Annotated in this window: 18 protein-coding genes and 4 tRNA genes; 2 read left to right on the top strand and 20 right to left on the bottom strand. The window is 61.4% G+C overall.

Annotated features, from left to right (window positions below; translation table 11 throughout):
• Nucleotides 1–6 precede the first annotated feature (6 nt).
• The 15 genes from GGQ66_RS06725 to GGQ66_RS06650 form a co-directional block, all read right to left on the bottom strand.
• Nucleotides 7–1,518: an NADH-quinone oxidoreductase subunit M gene (locus GGQ66_RS06725; protein ID WP_183790751.1), complete on the bottom strand. Its 1,512-nt coding sequence runs from the start codon at nt 1,516–1,518 to the stop codon at nt 7–9.
• Entirely contained in the window at nt 1,519–3,510 is a 1,992-nt protein-coding gene (gene nuoL, locus GGQ66_RS06720; RefSeq protein WP_183790748.1) for an NADH-quinone oxidoreductase subunit L, read from the bottom strand. It lies immediately after the preceding gene.
• 7 nt (nt 3,511–3,517) lie between these two features.
• Nucleotides 3,518–3,826 carry an NADH-quinone oxidoreductase subunit NuoK gene (gene nuoK / locus GGQ66_RS06715; RefSeq protein WP_183790745.1) on the bottom strand — a complete coding sequence of 103 codons (309 nt, stop codon included), beginning with the start codon at nt 3,824–3,826 and terminating at the stop codon, nt 3,518–3,520.
• 30 nt (nt 3,827–3,856) lie between these two features.
• Nucleotides 3,857–4,471, bottom strand: a complete 615-nt coding sequence (locus tag GGQ66_RS06710) for an NADH-quinone oxidoreductase subunit J (RefSeq protein WP_183790743.1) — start codon at nt 4,469–4,471, stop codon at nt 3,857–3,859.
• Between the two features lie 131 nt (nt 4,472–4,602).
• On the bottom strand, nt 4,603–5,094 hold the full coding sequence (gene nuoI / locus GGQ66_RS06705; protein WP_183790741.1) for an NADH-quinone oxidoreductase subunit NuoI: 492 nt from the start codon (nt 5,092–5,094) through the stop codon (nt 4,603–4,605).
• The gene (gene nuoH / locus GGQ66_RS06700) at nt 5,094–6,137 is read right to left on the bottom strand and encodes an NADH-quinone oxidoreductase subunit NuoH (RefSeq protein WP_183790739.1); all 1,044 of its coding nucleotides are present in this window, start codon (nt 6,135–6,137) and stop codon (nt 5,094–5,096) included. The genes nuoI and nuoH overlap by 1 nt, the downstream gene beginning before the upstream one ends.
• A gap of 12 nt (nt 6,138–6,149) precedes the next feature.
• Nucleotides 6,150–8,231 carry an NADH-quinone oxidoreductase subunit NuoG gene (nuoG, locus tag GGQ66_RS06695; protein WP_183790737.1) on the bottom strand — a complete coding sequence of 694 codons (2,082 nt, stop codon included), beginning with the start codon at nt 8,229–8,231 and terminating at the stop codon, nt 6,150–6,152.
• Between the two features lie 75 nt (nt 8,232–8,306).
• A complete protein-coding gene (nuoF, locus tag GGQ66_RS06690) occupies nt 8,307–9,611 on the bottom strand; it encodes an NADH-quinone oxidoreductase subunit NuoF (RefSeq protein ID WP_183790735.1) in 1,305 nt (434 codons plus the stop codon).
• Nucleotides 9,612–9,622: 11 nt separating this feature from the next.
• On the bottom strand, nt 9,623–10,561 hold the full coding sequence (gene nuoE, locus GGQ66_RS06685) for an NADH-quinone oxidoreductase subunit NuoE (RefSeq protein ID WP_183790733.1): 939 nt from the start codon (nt 10,559–10,561) through the stop codon (nt 9,623–9,625).
• Between the two features lie 188 nt (nt 10,562–10,749).
• Complete coding sequence (locus GGQ66_RS06675) at nt 10,750–11,940, bottom strand: NADH-quinone oxidoreductase subunit D (protein ID WP_183790730.1); 1,191 nt, start codon at nt 11,938–11,940, stop codon at nt 10,750–10,752.
• Nucleotides 11,941–11,999: 59 nt separating this feature from the next.
• The gene (locus tag GGQ66_RS06670; protein ID WP_183790728.1) at nt 12,000–12,602 is read right to left on the bottom strand and encodes an NADH-quinone oxidoreductase subunit C; all 603 of its coding nucleotides are present in this window, start codon (nt 12,600–12,602) and stop codon (nt 12,000–12,002) included.
• Between the two features lie 18 nt (nt 12,603–12,620).
• On the bottom strand, nt 12,621–13,205 hold the full coding sequence (locus GGQ66_RS06665; RefSeq protein WP_183790726.1) for a NuoB/complex I 20 kDa subunit family protein: 585 nt from the start codon (nt 13,203–13,205) through the stop codon (nt 12,621–12,623).
• Complete coding sequence (locus tag GGQ66_RS06660) at nt 13,196–13,561, bottom strand: NADH-quinone oxidoreductase subunit A (protein WP_183790724.1); 366 nt, start codon at nt 13,559–13,561, stop codon at nt 13,196–13,198. Before GGQ66_RS06660 ends, GGQ66_RS06665 begins: the two co-directional genes overlap by 10 nt.
• Before the next feature lie 366 nt (nt 13,562–13,927).
• Nucleotides 13,928–14,004 (bottom strand) — tRNA-Asp (locus GGQ66_RS06655).
• A gap of 36 nt (nt 14,005–14,040) precedes the next feature.
• Nucleotides 14,041–14,117, bottom strand: a tRNA-Asp gene (locus GGQ66_RS06650).
• A gap of 358 nt (nt 14,118–14,475) precedes the next feature.
• On the opposite strand from GGQ66_RS06650, the gene GGQ66_RS06645 reads away from it, so the two are divergent.
• Nucleotides 14,476–14,551 (top strand) — tRNA-Val (locus GGQ66_RS06645).
• A gap of 32 nt (nt 14,552–14,583) precedes the next feature.
• A tRNA-Val gene (locus GGQ66_RS06640) sits at nt 14,584–14,658 on the top strand.
• Nucleotides 14,659–14,730: 72 nt separating this feature from the next.
• Here the strand turns inward: GGQ66_RS06640 and GGQ66_RS06635 are convergent.
• The 5 genes from GGQ66_RS06635 to GGQ66_RS06615 form a co-directional block, all read right to left on the bottom strand.
• Nucleotides 14,731–15,909, bottom strand: coding sequence for an amino acid aminotransferase (locus GGQ66_RS06635; RefSeq protein WP_183790722.1), 1,179 nt, complete (start codon nt 15,907–15,909; stop codon nt 14,731–14,733).
• Between the two features lie 81 nt (nt 15,910–15,990).
• A complete protein-coding gene (locus GGQ66_RS06630) occupies nt 15,991–17,400 on the bottom strand; it encodes a bifunctional serine/threonine-protein kinase/universal stress protein (RefSeq protein WP_183790720.1) in 1,410 nt (469 codons plus the stop codon).
• Between the two features lie 2 nt (nt 17,401–17,402).
• Nucleotides 17,403–18,143 (bottom strand): metallophosphoesterase family protein, encoded by a 741-nt coding sequence (locus GGQ66_RS06625; RefSeq protein WP_183790718.1) that lies wholly within the window; start codon nt 18,141–18,143, stop codon nt 17,403–17,405.
• Between the two features lie 100 nt (nt 18,144–18,243).
• The gene (locus tag GGQ66_RS06620; protein WP_183790716.1) at nt 18,244–21,675 is read right to left on the bottom strand and encodes an ATP-binding protein; all 3,432 of its coding nucleotides are present in this window, start codon (nt 21,673–21,675) and stop codon (nt 18,244–18,246) included.
• Complete coding sequence (locus GGQ66_RS06615) at nt 21,675–22,907, bottom strand: metallophosphoesterase family protein (protein WP_183790714.1); 1,233 nt, start codon at nt 22,905–22,907, stop codon at nt 21,675–21,677. Before GGQ66_RS06615 ends, GGQ66_RS06620 begins: the two co-directional genes overlap by 1 nt.
• Nucleotides 22,908–22,919: the final 12 nt, after the last annotated feature.

Genomic DNA, 22,919 nt, shown 5'->3' with positions numbered 1-22,919 from the left:
CTGTCGTCAATTCAGCGAAAGCGCCACTTGCTGAGCGGTCTTGAGGGCCGCTTCGTAGTTGTTGAGAAGCAGATCCACCGAAGCGGCCGTCGCATCGAACACCGGAGCCGGATAGACCCCGAAGAAGATGGTGAGGGCAAGCAGCGGATAGAGGATCAGCTTTTCCCGGCCGGAAAGGTCGAGCAGCGCCTTGAGGCTATCCTTCTCGAGCGCACCGAAAATGACCCGGCGATAGAGCCAGAGTGCGTAGGAGGCCGAGAGGATGACGCCCGTGGCCGCAAAGAGCGCAACCCAGGTGTTGACACGGAACACGCCGATAATCGTCAGGAATTCACCGATGAAGCCCGACGTGCCCGGAAGGCCGACATTGGCCATGGTGAAGACCATGAAGGCAACCGCATATTTCGGCATGTTGTTCACGAGGCCGCCATAGGCCGCGATCTCGCGGGTGTGGAGACGGTCGTAGACGACGCCGACGCAGAGGAAGAGCGCGCCCGAGACGATACCATGCGAGAGCATCTGGAAGATGGCGCCCTGCACACCCTGGCTGTTGGCCGCGAAGATACCCATGGTCACATAACCCATGTGGGCGACCGACGAGTAGGCGATCAGCTTCTTGATATCGTCCTGCATCAGCGCGACCAGCGACGTGTAGACGATGGCAATGACCGACAGCGTGAACACGAAGGGTGCAAAGAGATCGGACGCCAGCGGGAACATCGGCAGCGAGAAGCGCAGGAAGCCGTAGCCGCCCAGCTTCAGCATGACGCCGGCCAGAATGACCGAGCCTGCCGTCGGTGCCTGAACGTGCGCATCCGGAAGCCAGGTGTGGACCGGCCACATCGGCATCTTCACCGCGAAGGAAGCGAAGAAGGCAAGCCACAACCAAGTCTGCAGGCCAGCCGGGAAGGAATACTTCATCAGCGTCGGCACATCCGTCGTGCCGGCCTGCCAGTACATGGCCATGATGGCGAGCATCATCAGCACCGAACCGAGCAGCGTATAGAGGAAGAACTTGTAGCTGGCGTAGACGCGATCCTTGCCGCCCCACACGCCGATGATGATGAACATCGGGATGAGGGTCGCCTCGAAGAAGACGTAGAACAGCACAGTATCCAGCGCGACAAAGACGCCGATCATCATGGTTTCCATGATGAGGAAGGCGATCATGTATTCCTTGATACGCTTCTCGATGGCGTTCCAGCTTGCCAGCACGCAGAAAGGCATAAGGAACGTCGTCAGGATGACGAAGAGCATCGAAATGCCGTCCACGCCGACGTGATAGGCGATACCGGTGCCGAGCCAGTCGTGCTTTTCGACCATCTGGAAGCCGGCATTCGAGTTGTCGAAGCCAATCCAGACGAAAAGCGACACGAGGAAAGTGAAGACCGTCGTCAGCAGGGCAACGTTCAGGATGTTGCGGCGGCCGAACGCACCGTCTTCACGGGTGAAGAGCAGCAGCGCCACGCCGACCAGCGGTAGGAACGTGACCGTTGAGAGAATGGGCCAATCGGTCATTTACTTCGCACCCCCAAGCATCATCCAGGTAACGAGCGCGGCGACACCGATCAGCATCGCAAACGCATAATGATAAAGATAACCGGTCTGCAGACGAACGACGCGGTTGGTCACGTCGACAACCCGGGCAGCAACACCGTTCGGACCGTAGGTATCGATCACGGCGACGTCGCCCTTCTTCCACAGGAACTTGCCGAGTGCCTTGGCCGAACGAACGAACAGGACGTCGTAGAGCTCGTCGAAGTACCACTTGTTCAGGAGGAACAGGTAGAGCGGCCGGAAGCTTTCTGCGAGGCGCTTCGGCGTTTCCGGCGAAGCGATGTAGAAATACCAGGCGGTCACGAAACCGACCAGCATGGCCGCGAACGGGCTCCACTTCACCCACAGCGGCACGTCGTGCATCGCATGCAGGATATGGTTTTCAGCACCCGTGAACAGCGCGCCCTTCCAGAACTCTTCATAGGCTTCGCCGATGAAGGCGCCGTGGAAGACCACACCCGCAAACAGCGCACCGAGGGCGAGCGGCAGGAACGGGATGGTCATGATCGGCGGCGATTCATGGACATGGTGCATCACGTCTGCGGAAGCGCGCGGCTTGCCGAAGAAGGTGAGGAAGGCCAGTCGCCAGGAGTAGAAGCTCGTGAACAGAGCGGCGACAACGAGAAGCACGAAGGCGAAGCGAGCAGCGCCGCCATGGGCAGCAAAGGCCGACTCGATGATCGCATCCTTGGAGAAGAAGCCGGCGGTGCCGATGAGGGTACCGGGAATCCCGACACCGGTCAGCGCAATCGTGCCGATCGTCATCACCCAGAAGGTGATCGGGATATGCTTGCGCAGACCACCCATGTGACGCATGTCCTGCTCGCCGTCGACGGCATGGATAACCGAGCCCGCGCCAAGGAACAGGAGCGCCTTGAAGAAGGCGTGCGTGAAGAGGTGGAACACGGCCGCGCCATAGGCGCCGACGCCGAGCGCCACGAACATGTAACCAAGCTGCGAACAGGTCGAATAGGCGATAACGCGCTTGATGTCGTTCTGCACCAGACCCACGGTCGCGGCGAAGAAGGCCGTGATGCCGCCGATGATGGTGACGACGGTCAGTGCATCATGGGACAGTTCGAACAGCGGCGACATGCGGGCGACGAGGAAAACGCCAGCGGTGACCATGGTTGCGGCGTGAATGAGCGCCGAAACCGGCGTCGGGCCTTCCATGGCGTCCGGAAGCCAAGTGTGGAGCAGGAACTGCGCCGACTTACCCATGGCGCCGATGAACAGCAGGATGCAGGCGGCGGTGACGGCATGCGAACGATCCAGTGTCATCCCGAAGAGGTTCATGACAACCTGGTTGGCGTTGTCGCCTTCAAGATAGGTGCGCGCTGCGGCGAAAATTGTTTCGTAGTTCAGCGAACCGAACAGGACGAAGACCGTACCGATACCGAGCAGAAAGCCGAAGTCACCGACGCGGTTGACGATGAAGGCCTTCATGGACGCAGCCGTTGCCGACGGCTTCTTGAACCAGAAACCGATCAGCAGGTAAGACGCCAGACCCACGCCTTCCCAGCCGAAGAACATCTGCACGATGTTGTCCGAGGTCACCAGCATGAGCATGGCGAAGGTGAAGAGCGAGAGATAGGAGAAGAACCGCGGACGATGCGGATCGTGGTGCATGTAACCAATGGAATAGAGGTGCACCAGCGTCGAAACGGAATTGACCACGACGAGCATCACTGCCGTCAGGGTGTCGACACGCAGCGCCCACTCCACATCGATGCCGCCCACCTGGATCCAGCGCAGCACGGTGACCTTGATCACCCCTTCGCCTTCATGGGCGCCGAAACCGACATTCACGAACACGATCCACGAAAGGATCGCCACGATGATCATCAGGCCGGACGTAACGTATTCCGATGCCTTCGCGCCGATCCGGTTGCCGAACAGGCCGGCGATGATCGCACCGAGGAGCGGAAGAAAGACGATAAGCTTGTAGATCATGACCGCCTCAGCCCTTCATCATGTTGACGTCTTCCACGGCAATCGAACCGCGGTTGCGATAGAAGACGACGAGGATCGCCAGACCGATGGCGGCTTCAGCAGCAGCGACAGTCAGAATGAACAGCGCAAACACCTGGCCGACGAGGTCGTTCAGGAAGTGCGAGAAGGCGACCATGTTGAGGTTCACCGAAAGCAGGATGAGTTCGACCGACATCAGGATGACGATGACGTTCTTGCGGTTCAGGAAGATACCGAAGACACCGAGCGTGAACAGGACGGCGGCGACCGTCAGATAATGGGAGAGACCGATTTCCATAGTGGTGGTTCCTTGACCTCGCTCTGTGCCTCAGATGCCCTGACCGGGCTTGACCTTGACCACCTCGATGGCAGTCTCCGGCGACCGGGCAACCTGGGTTGCAATGTCCTGACGACGTACATGGGTCCGGTGACGGAGCGTCAGCACGATCGCGCCGATCATGGCCACCAGCAGCACGAGGCCGGACAACTGGAAGAAGTAGATGTAGTTGGAATAGAGCACGTCGCCGAGGGCGGCCGTGTTGGTGCGTTCCGTCAGAGCCGGGATCGGCATCGTGATTGCCTTGCCCGCTTCCGGCGAAATGATGTTGCCACCGACGAAGACAACCAGTTCGACCGCCAGAATGACACCGACAAGGAAGCCGACCGGCGCATATTTCAGCACGCCCGACCGCAACTCCGCGAAATCGACATCAAGCATCATGACGACGAAAAGGAAGAGAACCGCCACGGCGCCGACATAGACGACCAGCAGGATCATCGCCAGAAACTCTGCGCCCGTCAGAAGAAACAGGCCGGCGGCGTTGAAGAAGGTCAAGATGAGGAACAGCACGGAATGAACCGGGTTCTTCGCGGAAATCACCATCAACGCCGACGCCACCGCGACAAAGGCGAAGATATAGAAAAAAAGAGCCTGCAGACCCATGTTGGTGCCTTTTCGTCTTCCCTCGGGCGGGTTCCCTGCCCTTCGGGGTACTGCGCGGTCTAGTCGAAGCCGCGCCCCCTGTTTTCCTTTCCGCGCGGAACGTCTTTCCCACGCGGTCTCTTATGCATGAATCAGCGATACGGAGCGTCGAGTGCGAGGTTGCGCGCGATTTCGCGCTCCCAGCGGTCGCCATTCTCCAGAAGCCGCGCCTTGTCGTAGTAAAGTTCCTCGCGGGTCTCGGTTGCGAACTCGAAGTTCGGGCCTTCCACGATGGCATCGACCGGGCAAGCTTCCTGGCAGAAACCGCAATAGATGCACTTCACCATGTCGATGTCGTAACGCACCGTGCGACGAGTGCCATCATTGCGGCGCGGACCGGCTTCGATGGTGATCGCCTGAGCGGGACAGATGGCCTCGCAAAGCTTGCAGGCGATGCAGCGTTCCTCACCGTTCGGATAACGGCGCAGGGCGTGCTCGCCGCGGAAGCGCGGGCTGACCGGGCCTTTTTCAAACGGATAGTTCACCGTCGCCTTCGGGCGGAAGAAGTAGTTCACCGTCAGCCCGATGGCCGAGACGAATTCCTTGAGGAACAGCGAATTGATTGCCTGGGAGAGACTGGCCATTATGCCCACCCCGTCAGTTTGAGAACGAATGCAACGATGACGACCATGGCGAGCGACAGCGGCAGGAACACCTTCCAGCCGAGACGCATGAGCTGGTCATAGCGGTAGCGCGGCACGAAAGCCTTCACCAGACCGAACATGAAGAAGACCATGGTCGCCTTCAGGATGAACCAGATGATACCCGGCACCCAGTTCAGGATGGCGATGTCAACCGGAGGCAGCCAGCCGCCAAGGAAGAGGATCGTCGTCAGAGAGCACATCAGCACGATAGCCGCATACTCGCCGAGCATGAACATCATGTACGGCGTGGAGCCATATTCCACCATGAAGCCGGCCACGAGTTCCGATTCCGCTTCCGGAAGGTCGAAGGGCGGACGGTTGGTTTCAGCCAGCGCCGAGATGAAGAAGATGATGAACATCGGGAACAGGGCGAGCCAATTCCAGTCGAGGAAGGTGTTCGGCAGGCCGAGCATCGTTCCAAGACCATCCTTCTGGGCGTAGACGATATCCGTCAGGTTCAGCGAACCGACCGTGAGCAGAACCGTGACGATGACGAAGCCGATGGACACTTCATAGGACACCATCTGCGCCGCCGAGCGCAGCGCGCCGAGGAACGGATACTTCGAGTTCGATGCCCAGCCACCCATGATGATGCCGTAGACTTCAAGAGACGAGATCGCGAAGACGTAGAGGATGCCGACATTGATATTGGCGATCACCCAGCCATCGGCCAGAGGAATAACGGCCCAGGTTGCGAGCGCCAGCGTCACGGCGACGAGCGGCGCCAGCAGGAACACGCCCTTGTTGGCGCCTGCGGGAATGACCGGTTCCTTCAGCACGAACTTCAAAAGGTCGGCGAAGGACTGGAAAAGGCCCCAGGGACCGACGACGTTCGGACCACGGCGCATCTGCACCGCCGCCCAGATCTTGCGGTCGAACAGCAGGACGTAGGCGATGTAGATCAGCAGTGCCACCATCAGCAGCAGCGACTGAACGACCATGACCAGAACCGGCCAGAGGTAAGTCGAAAAGAAAGTGTCCATGGTCCCCTGCCCTTACTCTGCGGCGGCCTTGAAGTTGTTACGTGCCAAAGCCGAGCACTCCGCCATGACAGCAGAAGCGCGCGCAATCGGGTTCGTCAGATAGAAGTCCTTGACGGACGAGGCGAAGGCCGCCCGGTCCAGAAGACCCAGAGCGCTGCCCAGCTTCACCACCTCACCGGCATCGCCAGCGGCAATTTCGTCAAGGCCGGCAAAGTGCGGATAGGCTTCAAAGAGCTTCGCTCGCAGCGCGCCGAGCGAATCGAACGGCAGCTTGTGACCCAGTGCATCGGACAGGGCACGCAGGATGGCCCAGTCTTCGCGGGCATCGCCGGGCGCGAAGCCGGCGCGGTTGCCCTGCTGGACGCGGCCTTCCGTGTTCACCCAGATACCCGACTTTTCGGTGTAGGTCGCACCCGGCAGAATGACGTCGGCGGCATGGGCACCGGCATCGCCATGGCTACCGATATAGACGGTAAAGGCAGCACCCTTCTTCGACAGATCGATTTCGTCGGCACCCAGCAGGAAGAGCACATCCGAGGAAGCGACGATTGAAGCGGCATTGGCCGACTTGTCAGCCGGCACGAAGCCGAGATCGAGACCGCCGACGCGCGAAGCCGCCGTGTGCAGCACGGAGAATCCGTTCCATTCGGCCGAAACGGCGCCGACATCGTTTGCCAGCTTGGCGACACCGGCGAGAACCGCAGCGCCATCCGGACGGGCAAGAGCGCCCTGACCGATGATGATGAGCGGCCTGGAAGCAGCCTTCAGCTTTTCGAGGAAAGCACCGTTGCCGTTGATGAGATCGGTCAGCGTATCGGTGCCAGCGCCGAGATAGTCGTATTCGTAGCGCAGTTCGCCACCTTCGCCGATCACGCCGATGGGGAAGCCGCCACGGCGGAACCGCTTGCGGATACGGGCGTTAAGAACGGCGGCTTCGAGGCGCGGGTTGGAACCCACGATCAGAAGCGCGTCGGCCTGCTCGATGCCTTCGATGGTGGCATTGAAGAGGTAGGAAGCGCGGCCGTTCGACGGATCGAGCGCCGTCCCGTCCTGGCGACAGTCGATATTGGTCGACCCCAGCGAGGCGAGCAAAGACTTCAGCGCGAACATTTCCTCGACGGAAGCGAGATCGCCTGCAATGGCGCCGATTTTCGAACCGCTGACGCCGGTCACGGCGTTGCGGATGGCCGAGAAGGCTTCTGCCCAGCTTGCCGGCTGCAGACGGCCGTTGACGCGAACATAGGGGCGGTCGAGGCGCTGAGTGCGCAGGCCATCCCAGATGAAGCGGGTCTTGTCGGAAATCCACTCCTCGTTGATCGCTTCGTTGACGCGCGGCATGACACGCATCACTTCGCGGCCACGGGTATCGACGCGGATCGCGGAACCGACGGCATCCATCACGTCGATGCTTTCGGTCTTGTTCAGTTCCCACGGGCGGGCCGTGAAGGCGAAGGGCTTGGACGTCAGCGCGCCGACCGGGCAAAGATCGACGACGTTGCCCTGAAGCTCCGACGTCATGGCCTGCTCGAGATAGGTGGTGATCTCGGCATCCTCGCCGCGACCGATCAGACCAAGTTCGGAAATACCGGCGACTTCCGTCGTGAAGCGGACGCAGCGCGTGCAGTGAATGCAGCGGTTCATCACGGTCTTGACGAGCGGGCCGATATACTTGTCTTCGACGGCGCGCTTGTTTTCGGCATAACGCGAACCGGCGATACCATAGGCCATGGCCTGGTCCTGCAGGTCGCATTCACCGCCCTGGTCGCAGATCGGGCAATCCAGCGGATGGTTGATCAGCAGGAATTCCATCACGCCTTCACGGGCCTTCTTGACCATCGGTGTCTTCGTGAAGATTTCCGCCGGTTCGCCATTCGGGCCGCCGCGCACGTCGCGCACACCCATGGCGCAGGAGGCTGCCGGCTTCGGCGGACCGCCCTTCACCTCGATCAGGCACATGCGGCAGTTACCGGCCACCGAGAGACGCTCGTGAAAACAAAAGCGCGGAACTTCGGCACCCGCCGCCTCACACGCCTGAAGCAGCGTGAAATGGTCGGGGACTTCGATCTCTACACCGTCAACTTTCAGCTTTGCCATCGTCCACCTTCAGTCTTCAATTTCTTTCAAGCCGTCATGGCCGGGCGCATCCTTTTGCGCCGCAGCCCGACCGCCTTATTCTGCCGCTTCGAGAACGGCGCCTTCCGACGTCGACTTGTGCGTATACTGGTCGATGCGCTTTTCGATTTCCGGACGGAAATTGCGGATAAGCGCCTGCACCGGCCAGGCCGCAGCGTCACCGAGCGCACAGATCGTGTGCCCTTCGATCTGCTTCGTCACCGAGAACAGCATGTCGATTTCGCGCTTCTGGGCATGGCCGGTGACCATGCGCTCGAGAACGCGCATCATCCAGCCCGTGCCTTCGCGGCAAGGCGTGCACTGGCCGCAGCTTTCATGCTTGAAGAAGGCAGCGATACGCCAGATGGCCTTGATGACGTCGGTCGACTTGTCCATGACGATCATGCCGCCGGTGCCGAAGGACGACTTGACGTCACGCATGCCGTCGAAGTCCATGATGGCATTCTGCATTTCTTCGCCCTTGACGATGGGGCACGAGGCGCCACCGGGGATCACGGCCAGCAGATTGTCCCAACCGCCGCGAATGCCGCCGCAGTGATAGTCGATCAGTTCCTTGAACGTCAGGCCGAGCGCATCTTCGAAGGTGCAGGGCTTGTTGACGTGGCCGGAAACCATGAACAGCTTGGTGCCGACATTGTTCGGACGGCCGATGCCGGCAAACCACGAAGCACCGCGACGCAGGATGGTCGGGGCAACGGCGATGGATTCGACATTGTTGACCGTGGTCGGGCAGCCATAGAGGCCCATATTGGCCGGGAACGGCGGCTTGAGGCGGGGCTGGCCCTTCTTGCCCTCAAGGCTTTCGATCAGCGCCGTTTCCTCGCCACAGATGTAGGCACCCGCGCCGTGATGAACGTAGATATCGAAATCGTGGCCGTTCTTGTTGTTCTTGCCGAGCAGGCCGGCATCGTAGCATTCGTCGATGGCGGCCTGAAGGGCTTCACGCTCGCGCATATATTCACCACGAACGTAGATGTAGGCGGTATGCGCACCCATGGCGAAACCGGCGATCACGCAACCTTCGATCAGCGTATGCGGATCGTGGCGCAGGATTTCGCGGTCCTTGCAGGTACCGGGTTCGGATTCGTCGGCATTGACGACGAGATAGTGCGGACGACCGTCATTCTGCTTGGGCATGAAGGACCACTTCATGCCGGTCGGGAAGCCGGCGCCACCGCGACCACGCAGGCCGGACGCCTTCATCTCATCGATGATCCAGTCGCGACCCTTTTCGATGATCTGCTTGGTGCCATCCCAATGACCGCGGGCCATGGCGCCCTTGAGCGACTTGTCCTTGAGGCCGTAAATATTGGTAAAGATGCGATCCTGATCCTTCAACATACCTTACCTCCTCACCGCGGCTTCTTGCCGAAAACACGGACATATTCTTCTTCGCCGCCGCGCGCCAGCGCATCGGCCTGCTTGATCCACTCATCGCGGGCAATGCGACCGGGGAAGCTGACATAGGCATCCACCCACTCGACCTGCGCCGGCGTGAAAGCCGCGACCTGGGCAAAGGTGAAGATGCCGAGCTCGTTCAGCGTCGCCGCAATCTTCGGGCCGATGCCAGCGATCAGTTCGAGATCGTCCGGCGTGGCCGGCTTCGCGATGGCAGCAGGGCGGTTCGGGTCATTCAGCGAAGGCTTGTCAGCGCCTTTGGCGGCGGACACGGGAGCCGCATCGCCGTCCAGCAGCGTGACGACACCACCTTCCGGCGCACAGAAATGGCGACCGTTCTGCGGACCGGTCGGAACGCTTTCGCCGTTACCGGCCTCGAACTGATCGATGATTTCCTCGAGGCGCTCTGGCGTCAGGTCCTCATAGGCATCCTTGAAGATCATGACCATCGGCGCATTAACGCAGGCGCCCTGACATTCGACCTCTTCCCAAGACAGCGTGCCAGCCGCGTTCGGCGTCAGCGGGTCGTGGTGGATCTTCTTCTTGCAGACGTTGATCAGGTCCTCGGAACCCCGCAGCATGCAAGGCGTGGTGCCGCAAACCTGAACATGGGCCTTCGTGCCGATCGGCTTGATCTGGAACTGGGTGTAGAAGGTCGCGACTTCCAGCACACGAATATAGGCCATGCCGAGCATGTCGGCGACGGTTTCGATGGCGGCGCGGGAAACCCAGCCTTCCTGTTCCTGTGCCCGCATCAGAAGCGGAATGACAGCCGACTGCTGGCGGCCTTCCGGGTACTTCTTGATGGTGGCCTGAGCCCAGACAGCATTCTCCGCACTGAAAGCGAAGCTCGCGGGCTGGACATTCTCTTCGGCTAATCGACGAACGGACATTCTTCCTCACGCCTTATCTTGAAACGGACGACCCGCCACATACATCAGGGATGCAGCCAAGGTCCGCCGGTCTTTCCGACTGGACAATTCACATTCAACGCCGGTTGCCTGAAGACCACCACTCTTCACGGCCCGCACGAAGGCGGGACAGTGAGAACGGGCGATCTCGTGGGCAGCGGCACGCAGCATCAGCGGTCGACCTCGCCGAACACGATGTCGAGCGAACCAAGCACGGCCGTCACGTCGGCGAGCAGGTGGCCCTTCGACATGAATTCCATGGCCTGAAGGTGCACGAAGCCCGGCGCGCGGATCTTGCAACGATACGGCTTGTTGGAGCCGTCCGACACGAGATAGACCCCGAACTCGCCCTTCGGCGCTTCCACTGCGGCGTAAACTTCGCCAGCGGGAACGTGATAGCCTTCGGTGTAGAGCTTGAAATGGTGGATGAGAGCTTCCATCGAGCGCTTCATCTCGCCACGCTTCGGCGGCACGATCTTGCCATCCAGCGAGGAGACGGGACCGACACGCTCCTTGCCGAGCAGACGCTCGACGCACTGCTTCATGATCTTCACCGATTCGCGCATTTCCTGCATGCGGATCAGGTAACGGTCATAGCAGTCGCCGTTCTTGCCGATCGGAATGTCGAAGTCGAGTTCCGAGTAGCACTCGTAGGGCTGCGAGCGACGCAGGTCCCAGGCAGCACCCGAACCGCGCACCATGACACCCGAGAACCCATGGGCCCAGGCATCTTCCAGCTTCACCACGCCGATATCGACGTTACGCTGCTTGTAGATGCGGTTGTCGGTCAGCAGGCTCTCGATATCGTTCAGAACCTTGATGAAAGGATCGCACCAGTTGCCGATATCCTCGACGAGTTCCGGCGGCAGGTCCTGGTGGACGCCGCCCGGACGGAAATAGGCCGAGTGCATGCGCGCGCCGCAGGCACGCTCGTAGAACACCATCAGCTTTTCGCGTTCCTCGAAGCCCCAGACCGGCGGCGTCATGGCGCCGACGTCCATGGCCTGGGTCGTCACGTTCATGATGTGCGACAGGATACGGCCGATTTCGGAATAGAGAACGCGGATCAACTGGCCGCGCTTCGGAATCTCGACGCCGATCAGCTTTTCGACGGCCAGCGCATAGGCATGCTCCTGGTTCATCGGCGCGACGTAGTCGAGACGGTCGAAATACGGAACCGCCTGGAGATAGGTCTTCGATTCGATCAGCTTCTCGGTGCCGCGATGCAGCAGACCGATATGCGGATCGACGCGCTCGACGATTTCACCGTCCAGTTCGAGCACGAGACGCAGAACGCCGTGCGCGGACGGGTGTTCCGGGCCGAAGTTGATGGTAAAATTGCGGACGTTATGTTCTGTCATCGCGACGCGCTCCGCGCTTTAGCAAATTACGGGACGGCAGGTGAAGGAAAGCATACCCCTCACCCCGCTGCCTTTTCGTCGCCCGGCAGCACATATTCGGTGCCTTCCCACGGCGACAGGAAATCGAAACTGCGGAATTCCTGCTTCAGTTCGACCGGCTCATAGACCACGCGCTTGGCAATGTCATCATAGCGAACCTCGACGAAACCCGTAACGGGGAAGTCCTTGCGCAACGGATGACCTTCGAAACCGTAGTCGGTGAGAATACGGCGCAGGTCCGGATGACCGGAGAAGAGAATGCCGTACATATCCCACGCTTCACGCTCGAACCAACCGGCGCCGGGGAAGATGCCGATGATCGAGGGAACAGGCGTTGCCTCGTCAGTCGTGATCTTCACGCGCACGCGCAGGTTCTGACGCGGAGACATTAGGTGATAGACGACGTCGAAACGGTCGGCCCGTTTCGGGTAATCGACACCGCACAGATCGATGAAACTGACGAAACCGCACTGCACGTCTTCGCGCAGGAAGGTGATCAGTTCGATCAGCTTGCCGGCTTCGGTCGTCAGCGTCAGCTCGCCATAACGGATTTCCGAACCCGTAATGAGCTTTCCGGCGACTTCGCCGATATAGGAGGAAAGTTCGTTGAGAGCTTCACTCATTGCCGTTCTCCCCTCGCCTTAGCGCTCGATCGTGCCGGTACGGCGGATTTTCTTCTGCAGCAGAAGCACGCCGTAAAGCAGCGCCTCGGCCGTGGGGGGACAGCCCGGAACGTAGATATCGACCGGAACCACACGGTCGCAGCCACGCACCACCGAATAGGAATAATGGTAGTAGCCACCGCCGTTGGCGCAGGAACCCATCGAGATCACGTAACGCGGCTCGGGCATCTGGTCGTAGAGCTTGCGAAGCGCGGGCGCCATCTTGTTGGTCAGCGTGCCGGCAACGATCATCACGTCCGACTGGCGCGGCGAAGCACGCGGAGCAACACCGAAGCGCTCCATGTCGTAACGCGGGCCGGACGCCTGCATCAGACCTTCAACGGCGCAGCAGGCCAGACCGAACTGCATCCACATCAGCGAGCCTGTACGGGCCCAAGTGATCAGCTCGTCGGTCGAGGTCACGAGGAAGCCCTTGTCGGCCAACTCGTTGTTGATCTCGCCAAAGAAAGCATCGTCCGAACCGACGGGCTTGCCCGTGTTCGGATCGATGATGCCCTTCGGCTGCGGCGCGACGAGCGTCGTATTGCCCTGGCTCACTCCCATTCGAGAGCCCCCTTCTTCCATTCATAGATAAAGCCGATGGTCAGAACACCGAGGAACACCATCATGGACCAGAAGCCGAACCAGCCCAATTCACCGAACGAAACCGCCCAGGGGAACAGGAAAGCCACTTCGAGGTCGAAGATGATGAAGAGAATCGAGACCAGATAGAAGCGGATATCGAATTTCATGCGGGCGTCGTCAAACGCATTGAAACCGCACTCGTAAGCCGAAAGCTTTTCCGCATCGGGCGCCTTGAATGCCACCGCGAACGGCGCAATGAGCAGCGCCAGACCGATAACAAGGGCAATACCGATAAAGATAGCGATCGGAATGTAGGAACTGAGCAATTCAGTCATCTTTTTCATCCCTGCTTGCGCATGGCGCCGGGCGGCACCTCGGTCGGATTAGTCGAACCGACAAGCCGAAAAAACGTGTTGCAACGAGCCGTGGTTAGCGCAGGCCGCGTCGGCGCGCAAGTGATTGTGGCGCCTTTTCGACCAATTGACGGTGGTCAGTGTAGCAGCGCCACATTCAAGAGTCTTGATTAAACACACATTCCATGCCGCTACGCACAATTTCCCAATAAAATGAATCACAAGAAACAATAGGCCGGGGAATGACGCAGATGCGAAAAGAGACCGATCCGAAGCGGGACAGACGAAAGGGAATCACGCGAGCCGTTGCCGCGAGGCATTTCAACATTCTCAGGAGAAAGGAAGAAATGGCGCGAGTGACGGGGCTCGAACCCGCGACCTCCGGCGTGACAGGCCGGCACTCTAACCGACTGAGCTACACCCGCGCATTTTATCAATACGTTCGAGACCGGTTCAAGAAATGGCGCGAGTGACGGGGCTCGAACCCGCGACCTCCGGCGTGACAGGCCGGCACTCTAACCGACTGAGCTACACCCGCACTTTTCTTGATCCGAAGCACCGAAGCGCTCCGTCGAAGCGGCCTCGCCGTTCGATGAGCGGCTAACTAAGGGGTTCAGCCTGAGGTGTCAAGCGACTTTCAGCGACAAAAAATACCTAAGTCCGCAGCAGACGACTGACAATCGCGCGCCAGCACATAAAAAGCCCCGCAAATGCGCGATTGCCCCCTGCCCGCCGCCTCGGAATTCAGTGTTTTCCACAGGCAGCTTTTTTAAGCGCCCCGGCACGCGATTTCAAATTTCCGGAAAAAAGTTGAAATCCCTCTTGCGGTTTTTCGCTGTTCCGCCTAGATGACCGCAACCGACGCGGCGAACCTCACGGCTCGCACGAAACGCGAAGGGCGATTAGCTCAGTTGGTAGAGCGCCTCGTTTACACCGAGGATGTCGGGAGTTCGAGTCTCTCATCGCCCACCATTTATCATGGTTCGGGCTGCAATTACAGGAATGGGCGATTAACTCAGCGGTAGAGTGTTTCGTTCACATCGAAGAAGTCGGGGGTTCGAATCCCTCATCGCCCACCATTCCCCCTGAAGTTTCCATCTAGAATCACTCGGGCCGAGATGCCGGCGAATTGCTCCGCCGGCTTTATGCGTTCAGCCCTTCACGGTAACGACCGCTTCGACGAAGGTGTCGATCTGGTCTTCCTTGAGGCCGGCAATGTTGATTCGGCCGTCATCGACGAGGTATATGCCGAATTCGCTGCGCAGGCGCTTCGCCTGCTCTTCCGTGACGCCGATCAGCGAGAACATGCCACGGCTTTCCATCAGGAAGTCATAGGCTGCGGAATTCGTGCGGCGACGAAACGATTCGGCGAGCCCCCGGCGCAGGTCCGCGATACGGCTGCGCATGGTTTCAAGCTCTGCCCGCCAGGCGGCATAAAGGGCCTCGTCTTCCAGAATGATGCGAACGACCGCAGCGCCGTGGTCCGGCGGCATGGAATAGCCGGTACGAGCTTCCATCATCACCTGCGCCTCGGCCACGGCCGCTTCCTGTGATGTCTTGCCCAGCACGAAGGCCGCACCGGTGCGGTCGCGATAAATGCCGAAATTCTTGGAGCAGGAAGAGGCCACCAGCATTTCCGGCAAGCGACTCGCCAGATGGCGCACAGCCCAGGCATCTTCGTCCAGCCCGTCACCGAAGCCCTGATAGGCAAGATCGACCAGCGCCAGAAGTTTCTTCTCGATCAGCAGGTCGGCCAGTTCGCTCCACTCTTCCCGGCTAAGGTCGGCGCCGGTCGGGTTATGGCAGCAGCCATGCAGCAGCACGAGATCCCCGGCTTCGGCCTTTTCCAGCGCTGCCTTCATCGCCGGGAAGTTCACCCGACTGGTGGCCGCGTCGAAATAGGGATAGCGCAGGATTTCGAGGCGTGAATGCTTGGCGATCGCGGCATGGTTTCCCCAGCTCGGATCGGGAATATGGATGCGCTTCGTGAGCTTGGCGGCAAAGCCCATAAGGATGGACAATGCGCCGGAACCGCCGGGCGTCTGGAGCGCGCGGATGCGGTCAGAAGGCGCATCCGTACCGAAAATGAGCGGCACGATGGCTCGGCAAAAGGCAGGGTCGCCCCCCATGCCGAAATAGGACTTCGTCTTCTGCGTTGCGAGCAGGCGGCGTTCGGCCTCACGCACCGTCTCGAGAACGGGCGTGGCGCCGGTTTCATCACGATAGACACCGACGCCGAGGTCGATCTTGTTGGGGCGCGTATCCTCCGCATAGGCGGAGATCAGCGAGAGAATCTTGTCGGGCGGCGGAGCCTGAAGCTTTTCGAACATGGATTGGGGTCCTGAATGGTCCTTGCGGGAAGCGCTATGCACTCCCCTTTGCCCATTCCTGTCAAGCGCCGCTGACCGCTTTCACTCTGTCGCAGGCCAGACCCGGTTGCGCACCACTGTGACCGTGCACGGCGCATGGGCCGCCACCTCCCCGGAAACACTGCCTAGCAGCGAGCGCATCGCGGCCTCCGCCCGAGCACCCATGACGATGTGATCGACATGATTCTCGCGGGCATAATTGAGGATGGCCTGTGCCGGCGATACGGCTTCCAGAACGTGGAAGGTGACGCCACCCGGCGGCATATCGAGGGCCGAAGCCCAGTTTTTCAATTCCACCAGTTTGCGAACGTGCTTGTTGCGCCCTTCTTCGTCCAATGCGCTATCCAGCGTCAGACGATTCACTTTCAGCACGTTGAGGCAGGCGACGCGGGCATTGGGGGTGGTATCCAGCGTCTTGCCCACGACGATACGCAATTTGTCCAGCAGTTCCGGCGTCGAGCCGTTGAGATCGATCGCTACGGCGACGATAGGCGCATCGAAAAGCTGTTCGGTAGCGTTTTCCGGCTTCACCATGTCCATGGGATCGGGGTTGAAGCGGCGCTTCAGCACCACGCTGAACGAATCGCGCTTCAGCTTCGTCGCCCGTGGCGTGAGCGCGACGCCGGAGAGATTCTGCAGGTCCATGGCAAGCTGTGCCGCCGTCGGATAGCGCCGGGCGGGGTTGATTTCCAGACAGCGGAGAATCACCTCCTGAAGGGCCGCCGGAACGATCGGGTTCAGCGCCCGCGGCGGATAAGGATCGCGCCACAGACGCCGCTTGAGGCCTTTCAGCCGCTGCGGATCGCCGAAGGGGCGCTTGCCTGTGGCAAAGAAATACATCAGCGCGCCGAGCGCGAAGATATCGGAGCGAAAATCGCTTCGATGGCCAAGGATCTGTTCGGGCGCCATATAAGGGGCCGTGCCATAGGGCAGCCGGAATTCCTCGTCCATCAGGTCCGGCAGTTCCAGATGCCGTGCCAGACCATAATCGATCAGCACCGCTTCCCCCGTTTCGCGGAACATCACATTCGACGGCTTTATGTCGAGATGCACCACCTTCTGGTGATGCAGGCTGACGAGCGCGGTGGCGATCCGCGCACCGAGATCGGCCACCTGTTCCGGCGAAAGCGGCAGGCTTTCGAGACGCGGGTAAAGGGATTTGCCCGGCAGTTCCTCGAAGACGACATAGGGCTGCACCGCGAAATCACCATTCGTTACGAAGCGCGGCACATGCGGGCCGGAAAGCCGCGGCAGAATCATCTGCTCCATCTCGAAGCCGACGATGGTGGCGGGGTCCGCCCCCTCTCCAAGTTCCGGCATCTTCATAAGCATCGGAAAATCGTGGTCGGGATGCGTCACCCGCCACAGCCGGGCCATGCCGCCCTTGTGCGCCATTTCCACCAGCGTGAAGCCGTCGATCACGTCGCCCGGATTGAGTTTTGCCCTTGCCATGTTCACCTCCCCGTCGACAGGCGGGTCGCAAGGCTTTCAGGCAAGCCCGCCGCCCTTATCTTTGCCGCCGTCGCCTCGATGTCATAGGCGGCCCGCATGTAACGCAATTCGTTGCGCGTATCGTCGTAAAGCCCGAAGGCCGCCGTCGGGTTTCGGTCGCGCGGCTGGCCGACCGCGCCCATCACCGCCAGCCAGCGGCGCTGCGGCAGAAGCGGGATCGGCGCTGCGGAAGACGGTGTGAATGCCGTTACGTGACCCTGCGCCAACCGGCTGTAGAGCGCGGGCAGATGCACATGGCCGCAAAAGCTCACACGTTGTTGCGTGGCGTTGAAATGCAGCGCCGCGCTCTCGGAGTCCGTAACGTAATGCCAACGCGCGGGGCTGCTTCCATCCGCGTGAACGTAAAGTCGGTCCTGGTCTTCCACCGTCAGCGGCAGGCTTGCCAGAAAGGCAATCTGGGCCGCATCCAGCCGCTCTTTCGTCCAGTCGATAACGGCGCGGGCCGTCTCGTTCAGCGAGACCGTGCCGCCGGCAGCGGCATCGTCGTGATTCCCGCGAAGGCAGATGGCGCCGGCAGCCACCAGTTCCCGGGATTTCTCGACGCACCAGACGGGATCGGGCCCGTAACCGACGATATCGCCGAGCAGAACGACGCGTTCCGCACCCGCTGCCCGGGCGGCGTCAAGGCATGCCTCGAAAGCCTCGCGGTTAGCGTGGATGTCAGACAGTATGGCAATGAGCATGCGTATTTCCTCCCTGCCCCTCCACTCCGGCGGGGTGGAGCGAAAGAACGGGAGAAGCCTAGCGCTTCGTGACGCGCTTGCCTATTGGTCTAAGGATGCGTCAAACCGCACCGAAGGCGATCACATCCGCCCTCTCGCCCAGAAGGCGCTTGGCCGCGTCTGCCACACTCTTCTGATGGGTGAAGAGGATGGTCTGGAAGGCCTTGCCGGTATCGGCCAGGGTCAACAGTCCGGCAGCGGTGCGCTCCTCATCAAAGGTCTGAAAAATGTCGTCGGCAATCAGCGGCACCGGCTCGTTACGTCGGGCAAAATCCTCGATAAAGGCTAGCCTGAGGGCTAGATAAAGCTGGTCGCCCGTGCCTTCGCTAAGCCCGGTTAGCGGCACCTGTTCGCCGCCCGCGCGTTCGGCCAGCAGTTGCAACGCATCATTCTCGTCGTAAAGCTGCACCAGACGGCGGAACCGGCCACCGGTGATTTCGGAAAACAGATCGCCGGCCCGGCGCATCACCGGGTCGGCCTGCTTCTCGCGGTAACCGTCCATGGTGGCGTTGAGCAGCCCGGCGGCGAGCTTCAGGACCACCCATTGCCGGGCAAGGTCCTTGGCCTCCACTTCCGCAGATAACCGTTCAAGGGCGGCACGCTCTGCCCCCACACCCTGTTCAAGCACCTCGCGCTCGCGGCGCAGATCGGCCAGACGCACGTTCAGGTCACCGAACTGCTCCAATGCGGCGTTGTCATCCGCTTCCAGTCGTTCGATATCGAGCCCGGCGGCCACCCGGTCGAAGCCTTTCAGCGCCGCACGGACGTCAATCTCGGCCCGTCCTTCCGCCTGAAGCGCAAGCCGCGCCCGCGATTCGGCAAGACGCATGCGCAGCCGCTCCCGCTCCTGAAGTCGCGTGGCAATTGCGGCGGCATCGCCACCTTCCGGCATCAGCGCGGCCAGGCGCTCGCTTGCCTCCGCCACGGCCTGGCTGGCGCGTTCGCCGGCGGCCTCCGCCGTTGCCAGCGCTTGTCGCAGGTCCCGCTGGCGCTCGCCTGCGGCCTTGGCCTCACCGGCGCGTTCCTGCAACAGGCTGATGGCGGCATCGGCGGAAAGGCGCTTGAGATCCGGTGCCAGTGCATCCACAAGCGTGGCCACGCCCGCCTCGAAGGTCCCGAGATCGCGGCGCATACCGGTCACGCGGCGGCGGCGGTTATCACGTTCGCTGACGAGGCCGGGCACTTCGCGCCAGAGATCAAGCGCCGTCTCCGCCACCACCGGTTCGGCATGTTCATCAAGGCCGATGGCGTGACAGGCTTCGGCGAAGCGAGCCCGGAAGGCCGCGTAACGCGCGTCCATTTCCACCGCTCGTGCCTCCAGCGCCTCGATGCGCTCCTCGGTCTTGCGCAACTCGTCCTCCCGCGCACGGGCCTTGAGGAAGCGCTCGGACAGCGCCGCGACCTTCTGCTCCAGTTCACGATGTAGCACGGAAAGAAGCAGGCCGTCGCAATCCATGAGGCCGATCGTGGCAGCCATGTCCTCCAGAACGGAACGAAGGGCAGCCTCCCGGCGCTTCAGCGCCGCGCGCTCGTCCTCCACCGCCTGCAAGCGGATACGCTCCTTCAGCAGGCGCTCCACATCGCGACGCCATTCCACCATCACATCGGGCGCAAGCGGCGTGACGCCGCATTCGGCAAACAGCCCGCGATATTCGTTCTTTTCAGCGGCAAGCCTTTCTGTCAGCACCTCATGCTGCAGGGCGGCGCGCTCCTGCGCGGCCTGCAATTCCCGTGCCCGCAGGCGCAGGCTCATGTGGCGGGAGACCCGGTCGGCATCGGTCAACGCGCGATCGGCAAGATCGTCGGCGACAGCCACTTGCCGTTCCAGATCGGGCACAGTCTTACCACGGCGGAGGTCGGCCAGCGCTGCATCGCGCGTGCTGCGGGCGGCAGCGATGTCCTCGCGGGTAACGATTTCGACGCCGCCTTCCAGCGCCAGAAGCTGCTGCGCAAGCTCGGCTCGTTCGGCATCGACCTGAGCCAGCGTCTTGCCGGCATCGCGCAATTCGCCCTCAAGCTGGGCCAGCCTGTCGCGGTGGCGCATGATGGTCGCCTCATCCGGCATCGGCGCGGCGGCAAGCACGTTCAGGTCTCGTACCTCCGGGCGAAGCCGGGCGGAATTTTCCATCAGCGTTTCGGCCAGACGGTCACGCTGCACCGAAAGGCTTTCGATGCGGGCGAGATCGCCGAGTTCCGGACGGCAGGCGCTCAAACGCTCGGAGAGACGCCCGGTGTCGATGAGAGCGCCGGTATCCTTTCTGGTCTGCGAACGCAGGTAATCACGTTCCTCGGCCAGACGGCGGGCATCGCCCACCCGCTCGCTCTCCAGCGCCTTGCCCTCCTCCAGCAGCTTGCGCAGGCGCGCCAGCGCGGTTTCGGGCGGCTGGACACTCGCAGGATCGACGTCTTTCTCCAGCCCGAGACGACGGCCAAGTTCAATGAGATTCTGATCGAATCCGTCAGCCTCGGCCGCGATGCGTGGCAAATCACGGCTGGTCTGCTGATAGGCGCCCATTTCCGAAAAGCGCGCCGTCACCGCCGCCGCCTCCCGCAACAGCGCTTCATCCACGAAAAGCGCCGCCAGCGCACTTTTCAGTCCCGCCAGCTCCTCCGTCGCCTTCTCCTCGGCTACCGCGGCCAGACGAGCCTTGTCCATCGCCTCCGCCAAGGTCTGGGCAAAGCTGGCAGGCAGCGCCTCCAGATCATCGAAGGCACAAAGCGCTGCGATCTCGCCATCGATTTCGGCAATCAGCGGGGCAAGCTTGCCCAGGGTACGCAGGCGCTCCAGTTCGCGACGGGTCTCCTCCCGCGTCTTGCGCAGGGTCTCCAGATCGGTTTCGGCGTTGGTGATGGCTCCGACAAGGCGCTTCCAGTCGGCAGATTTCAATTCATTGTCACGCTCGGCGCGACGGGCTTCCTCATGGCGGTCGAGTGCCTGATAGAAGCTGCGGTTGGAAGCGCGGCGCGGAGCGTAGACGGCATCCGCATCCTCTTCGAGCGACCGGCGCAGCTTGGTCAGCCCCATCATGCCGGACGCCGCCGAAAACAGCAGGCTGCCGATCTCGCCGCCTGCTTCCAGCATTTCATCGGCCCCCTTGCGCAGCCGCTCGGAGTTCAGCCCGAAGGCGCGTTCGAACACAAGCCGGTCGAGCCCCCCGAGGAAGGGAACCAGCGCATCGTCGGAAAGCGCGGCCTCCTTGTCGTCATCGGCCAGAAGCGTGTTCTTGCGCCCCTTGCGACGGCGAAACGCCAGGCTCCTGCCATCGCGCCCGGTCAGTTCTGCTGCAATGCGCAGATCCTTCGCATCGTGGAAAAAGCCCTGATCCGTGCGGTCGGGAAAGCCGAACAGCAGATCGGAAAAAGCCGAGAGCGCGGAACTCTTGCCGGCCTCGTTTGGTCCATAGACCACATGCAGCGCGGCATCCGGACGGAAGGTCAGCGCGGTCTCTGTCAGTGCCCCATAGCGGAGAAGGTTGATCCGGGCAAAACGCATCAAACGCCTCCCCCGCTGCGCGCGAGAAGCAGCGCCCGCGCCTCGGCCAGAAGTTCCGCCGCATCGGCACCGAGCGGCAGATCGCCGGCGCCGATCCCGCCGGGAAGCTTGGCGGCGATTTCGCGGATGCGGGCATCCGCCTCCTCGATCATCGCCGGGCTCCAGTTCCTTTCAGGAAGCAGCGCTTCGAGATCGGCCATGCCTTCGGCCGCCACCGGTTTTTTCGGCAGGGTAAGGCGAAGGTCGAGCTTTTCCAGCCAGACATCCTCGCCGGCCCGGTGCAAGGCTGCCTGCATCTCGTCGCGCATATCGGCAGCGCGCGCCATGAAATCACGGGCCAGCGGCGTTTCGCCGGAAAGCCGCAGCCTGAGCGCCACAACCCGACCGTCCGCCGATTTCGCCAACGGGTCGGCGGCAGCCGCGACACGGTTCGCCAGTGCGGCCAGATCGTCCTCCAGCGCAGCCATCACGGCAATCTCGTGGAAGCGGGCGCGGTCGAGAACGATCCGCTCATGGCGAATGCGGTGATCCTCGACGCTGACGAGAACCGCGCCCTTCGCCCCCTGCTCGCGCACGGAGCGGCCTTGAATATTACCGGGGAAGATCACCAGCGGGTCCTGCGCCACCACTTCGAACTCGTGCACATGGCCGAGCGCCCAGTAATCATAACCGCGCGAGCGCAGATCCTCGACCGAACAGGGCGCGTAGGGCGCATGCGGCTCGCGGCCGGTCAGCGAGGTGTGCAGCAGGCCGATATTGAACCAGCCCTGCTCCGGCTTCGGATAATTGAGCGCCAGATTTTCGCGCGCAGAGCGTTCGGCGAAGCCCTGACCATGCAGCGCCACCTTGAGCCGGTCCAGCCTGAACGTACCGGGCTTGGCCACCGGAAACTCGTGTACATTCTCCGGCAGGGTGATCGTCCTGGTGATCACGCTCTCGGCATCGTGATTGCCCTTGATGAGGAAGACCGGAATATCTGCGCGGCCGAGACGCGCCACTTCACGGTTGAAGAACAGGCCGATGGAATTGTCCTTCCAGTCACCGTCATAGACATCCCCGGCCACGATCAGGAAATCGACCTTTTCCTCGATGGCGCGGGTGACGAGTGCGGCGAAAGCCTCGCGGCTTGCCTCGGCAAAACGGGCGGCGAGCGCCGCATCCTTCAGTGCCAGCCCCTGAAAGGGACTGCCGAGATGCAGGTCGGCGGCGTGGATAAAGCGAAAAGCGGTCATCGATTCGCACTC

It is taken from the genome of Allorhizobium borbori (assembly GCF_014196535.1).
GTDB classification, from domain to species: domain Bacteria; phylum Pseudomonadota; class Alphaproteobacteria; order Rhizobiales; family Rhizobiaceae; genus Ectorhizobium; species Ectorhizobium borbori.
This window is presented reverse-complemented; position numbering and strand designations above follow the sequence as displayed.

Bases quoted from the DNA above. Each gene is read 5' to 3' on its own strand.
- GGQ66_RS06665 (WP_183790726.1), bottom strand. From the start codon at position 13,205: ATGGGAGTGAGCCAGGGCAATACGACGCTCGTCGCGCCGCAGCCGAAG.
- GGQ66_RS06630 (WP_183790720.1), bottom strand. From the start codon at position 17,400: ATGGCAAGGGCAAAACTCAATCCGGGCGACGTGATCGACGGCTTCACG.
- nuoF (WP_183790735.1), bottom strand. From the start codon at position 9,611: ATGTTGAAGGATCAGGATCGCATCTTTACCAATATTTACGGCCTCAAG.
- GGQ66_RS06725 (WP_183790751.1), bottom strand. From the start codon at position 1,518: ATGACCGATTGGCCCATTCTCTCAACGGTCACGTTCCTACCGCTGGTC.
- GGQ66_RS06635 (WP_183790722.1), bottom strand. From the start codon at position 15,909: ATGTTCGAAAAGCTTCAGGCTCCGCCGCCCGACAAGATTCTCTCGCTG.
- GGQ66_RS06620 (WP_183790716.1), bottom strand. From the start codon at position 21,675: ATGCGTTTTGCCCGGATCAACCTTCTCCGCTATGGGGCACTGACAGAG.
- nuoK (WP_183790745.1), bottom strand. From the start codon at position 3,826: ATGGAAATCGGTCTCTCCCATTATCTGACGGTCGCCGCCGTCCTGTTC.
- nuoI (WP_183790741.1), bottom strand. From the start codon at position 5,094: ATGGCCAGTCTCTCCCAGGCAATCAATTCGCTGTTCCTCAAGGAATTC.
- GGQ66_RS06615 (WP_183790714.1), bottom strand. From the start codon at position 22,907: ATGACCGCTTTTCGCTTTATCCACGCCGCCGACCTGCATCTCGGCAGT.
- GGQ66_RS06675 (WP_183790730.1), bottom strand. From the start codon at position 11,940: ATGACAGAACATAACGTCCGCAATTTTACCATCAACTTCGGCCCGGAA.
- GGQ66_RS06710 (WP_183790743.1), bottom strand. From the start codon at position 4,471: ATGGGTCTGCAGGCTCTTTTTTTCTATATCTTCGCCTTTGTCGCGGTG.
- nuoE (WP_183790733.1), bottom strand. From the start codon at position 10,561: ATGTCCGTTCGTCGATTAGCCGAAGAGAATGTCCAGCCCGCGAGCTTC.
- GGQ66_RS06660 (WP_183790724.1), bottom strand. From the start codon at position 13,561: ATGACTGAATTGCTCAGTTCCTACATTCCGATCGCTATCTTTATCGGT.
- nuoG (WP_183790737.1), bottom strand. From the start codon at position 8,231: ATGGCAAAGCTGAAAGTTGACGGTGTAGAGATCGAAGTCCCCGACCAT.
- nuoL (WP_183790748.1), bottom strand. From the start codon at position 3,510: ATGATCTACAAGCTTATCGTCTTTCTTCCGCTCCTCGGTGCGATCATC.
- GGQ66_RS06625 (WP_183790718.1), bottom strand. From the start codon at position 18,143: ATGCTCATTGCCATACTGTCTGACATCCACGCTAACCGCGAGGCTTTC.
- GGQ66_RS06670 (WP_183790728.1), bottom strand. From the start codon at position 12,602: ATGAGTGAAGCTCTCAACGAACTTTCCTCCTATATCGGCGAAGTCGCC.
- nuoH (WP_183790739.1), bottom strand. From the start codon at position 6,137: ATGGACACTTTCTTTTCGACTTACCTCTGGCCGGTTCTGGTCATGGTC.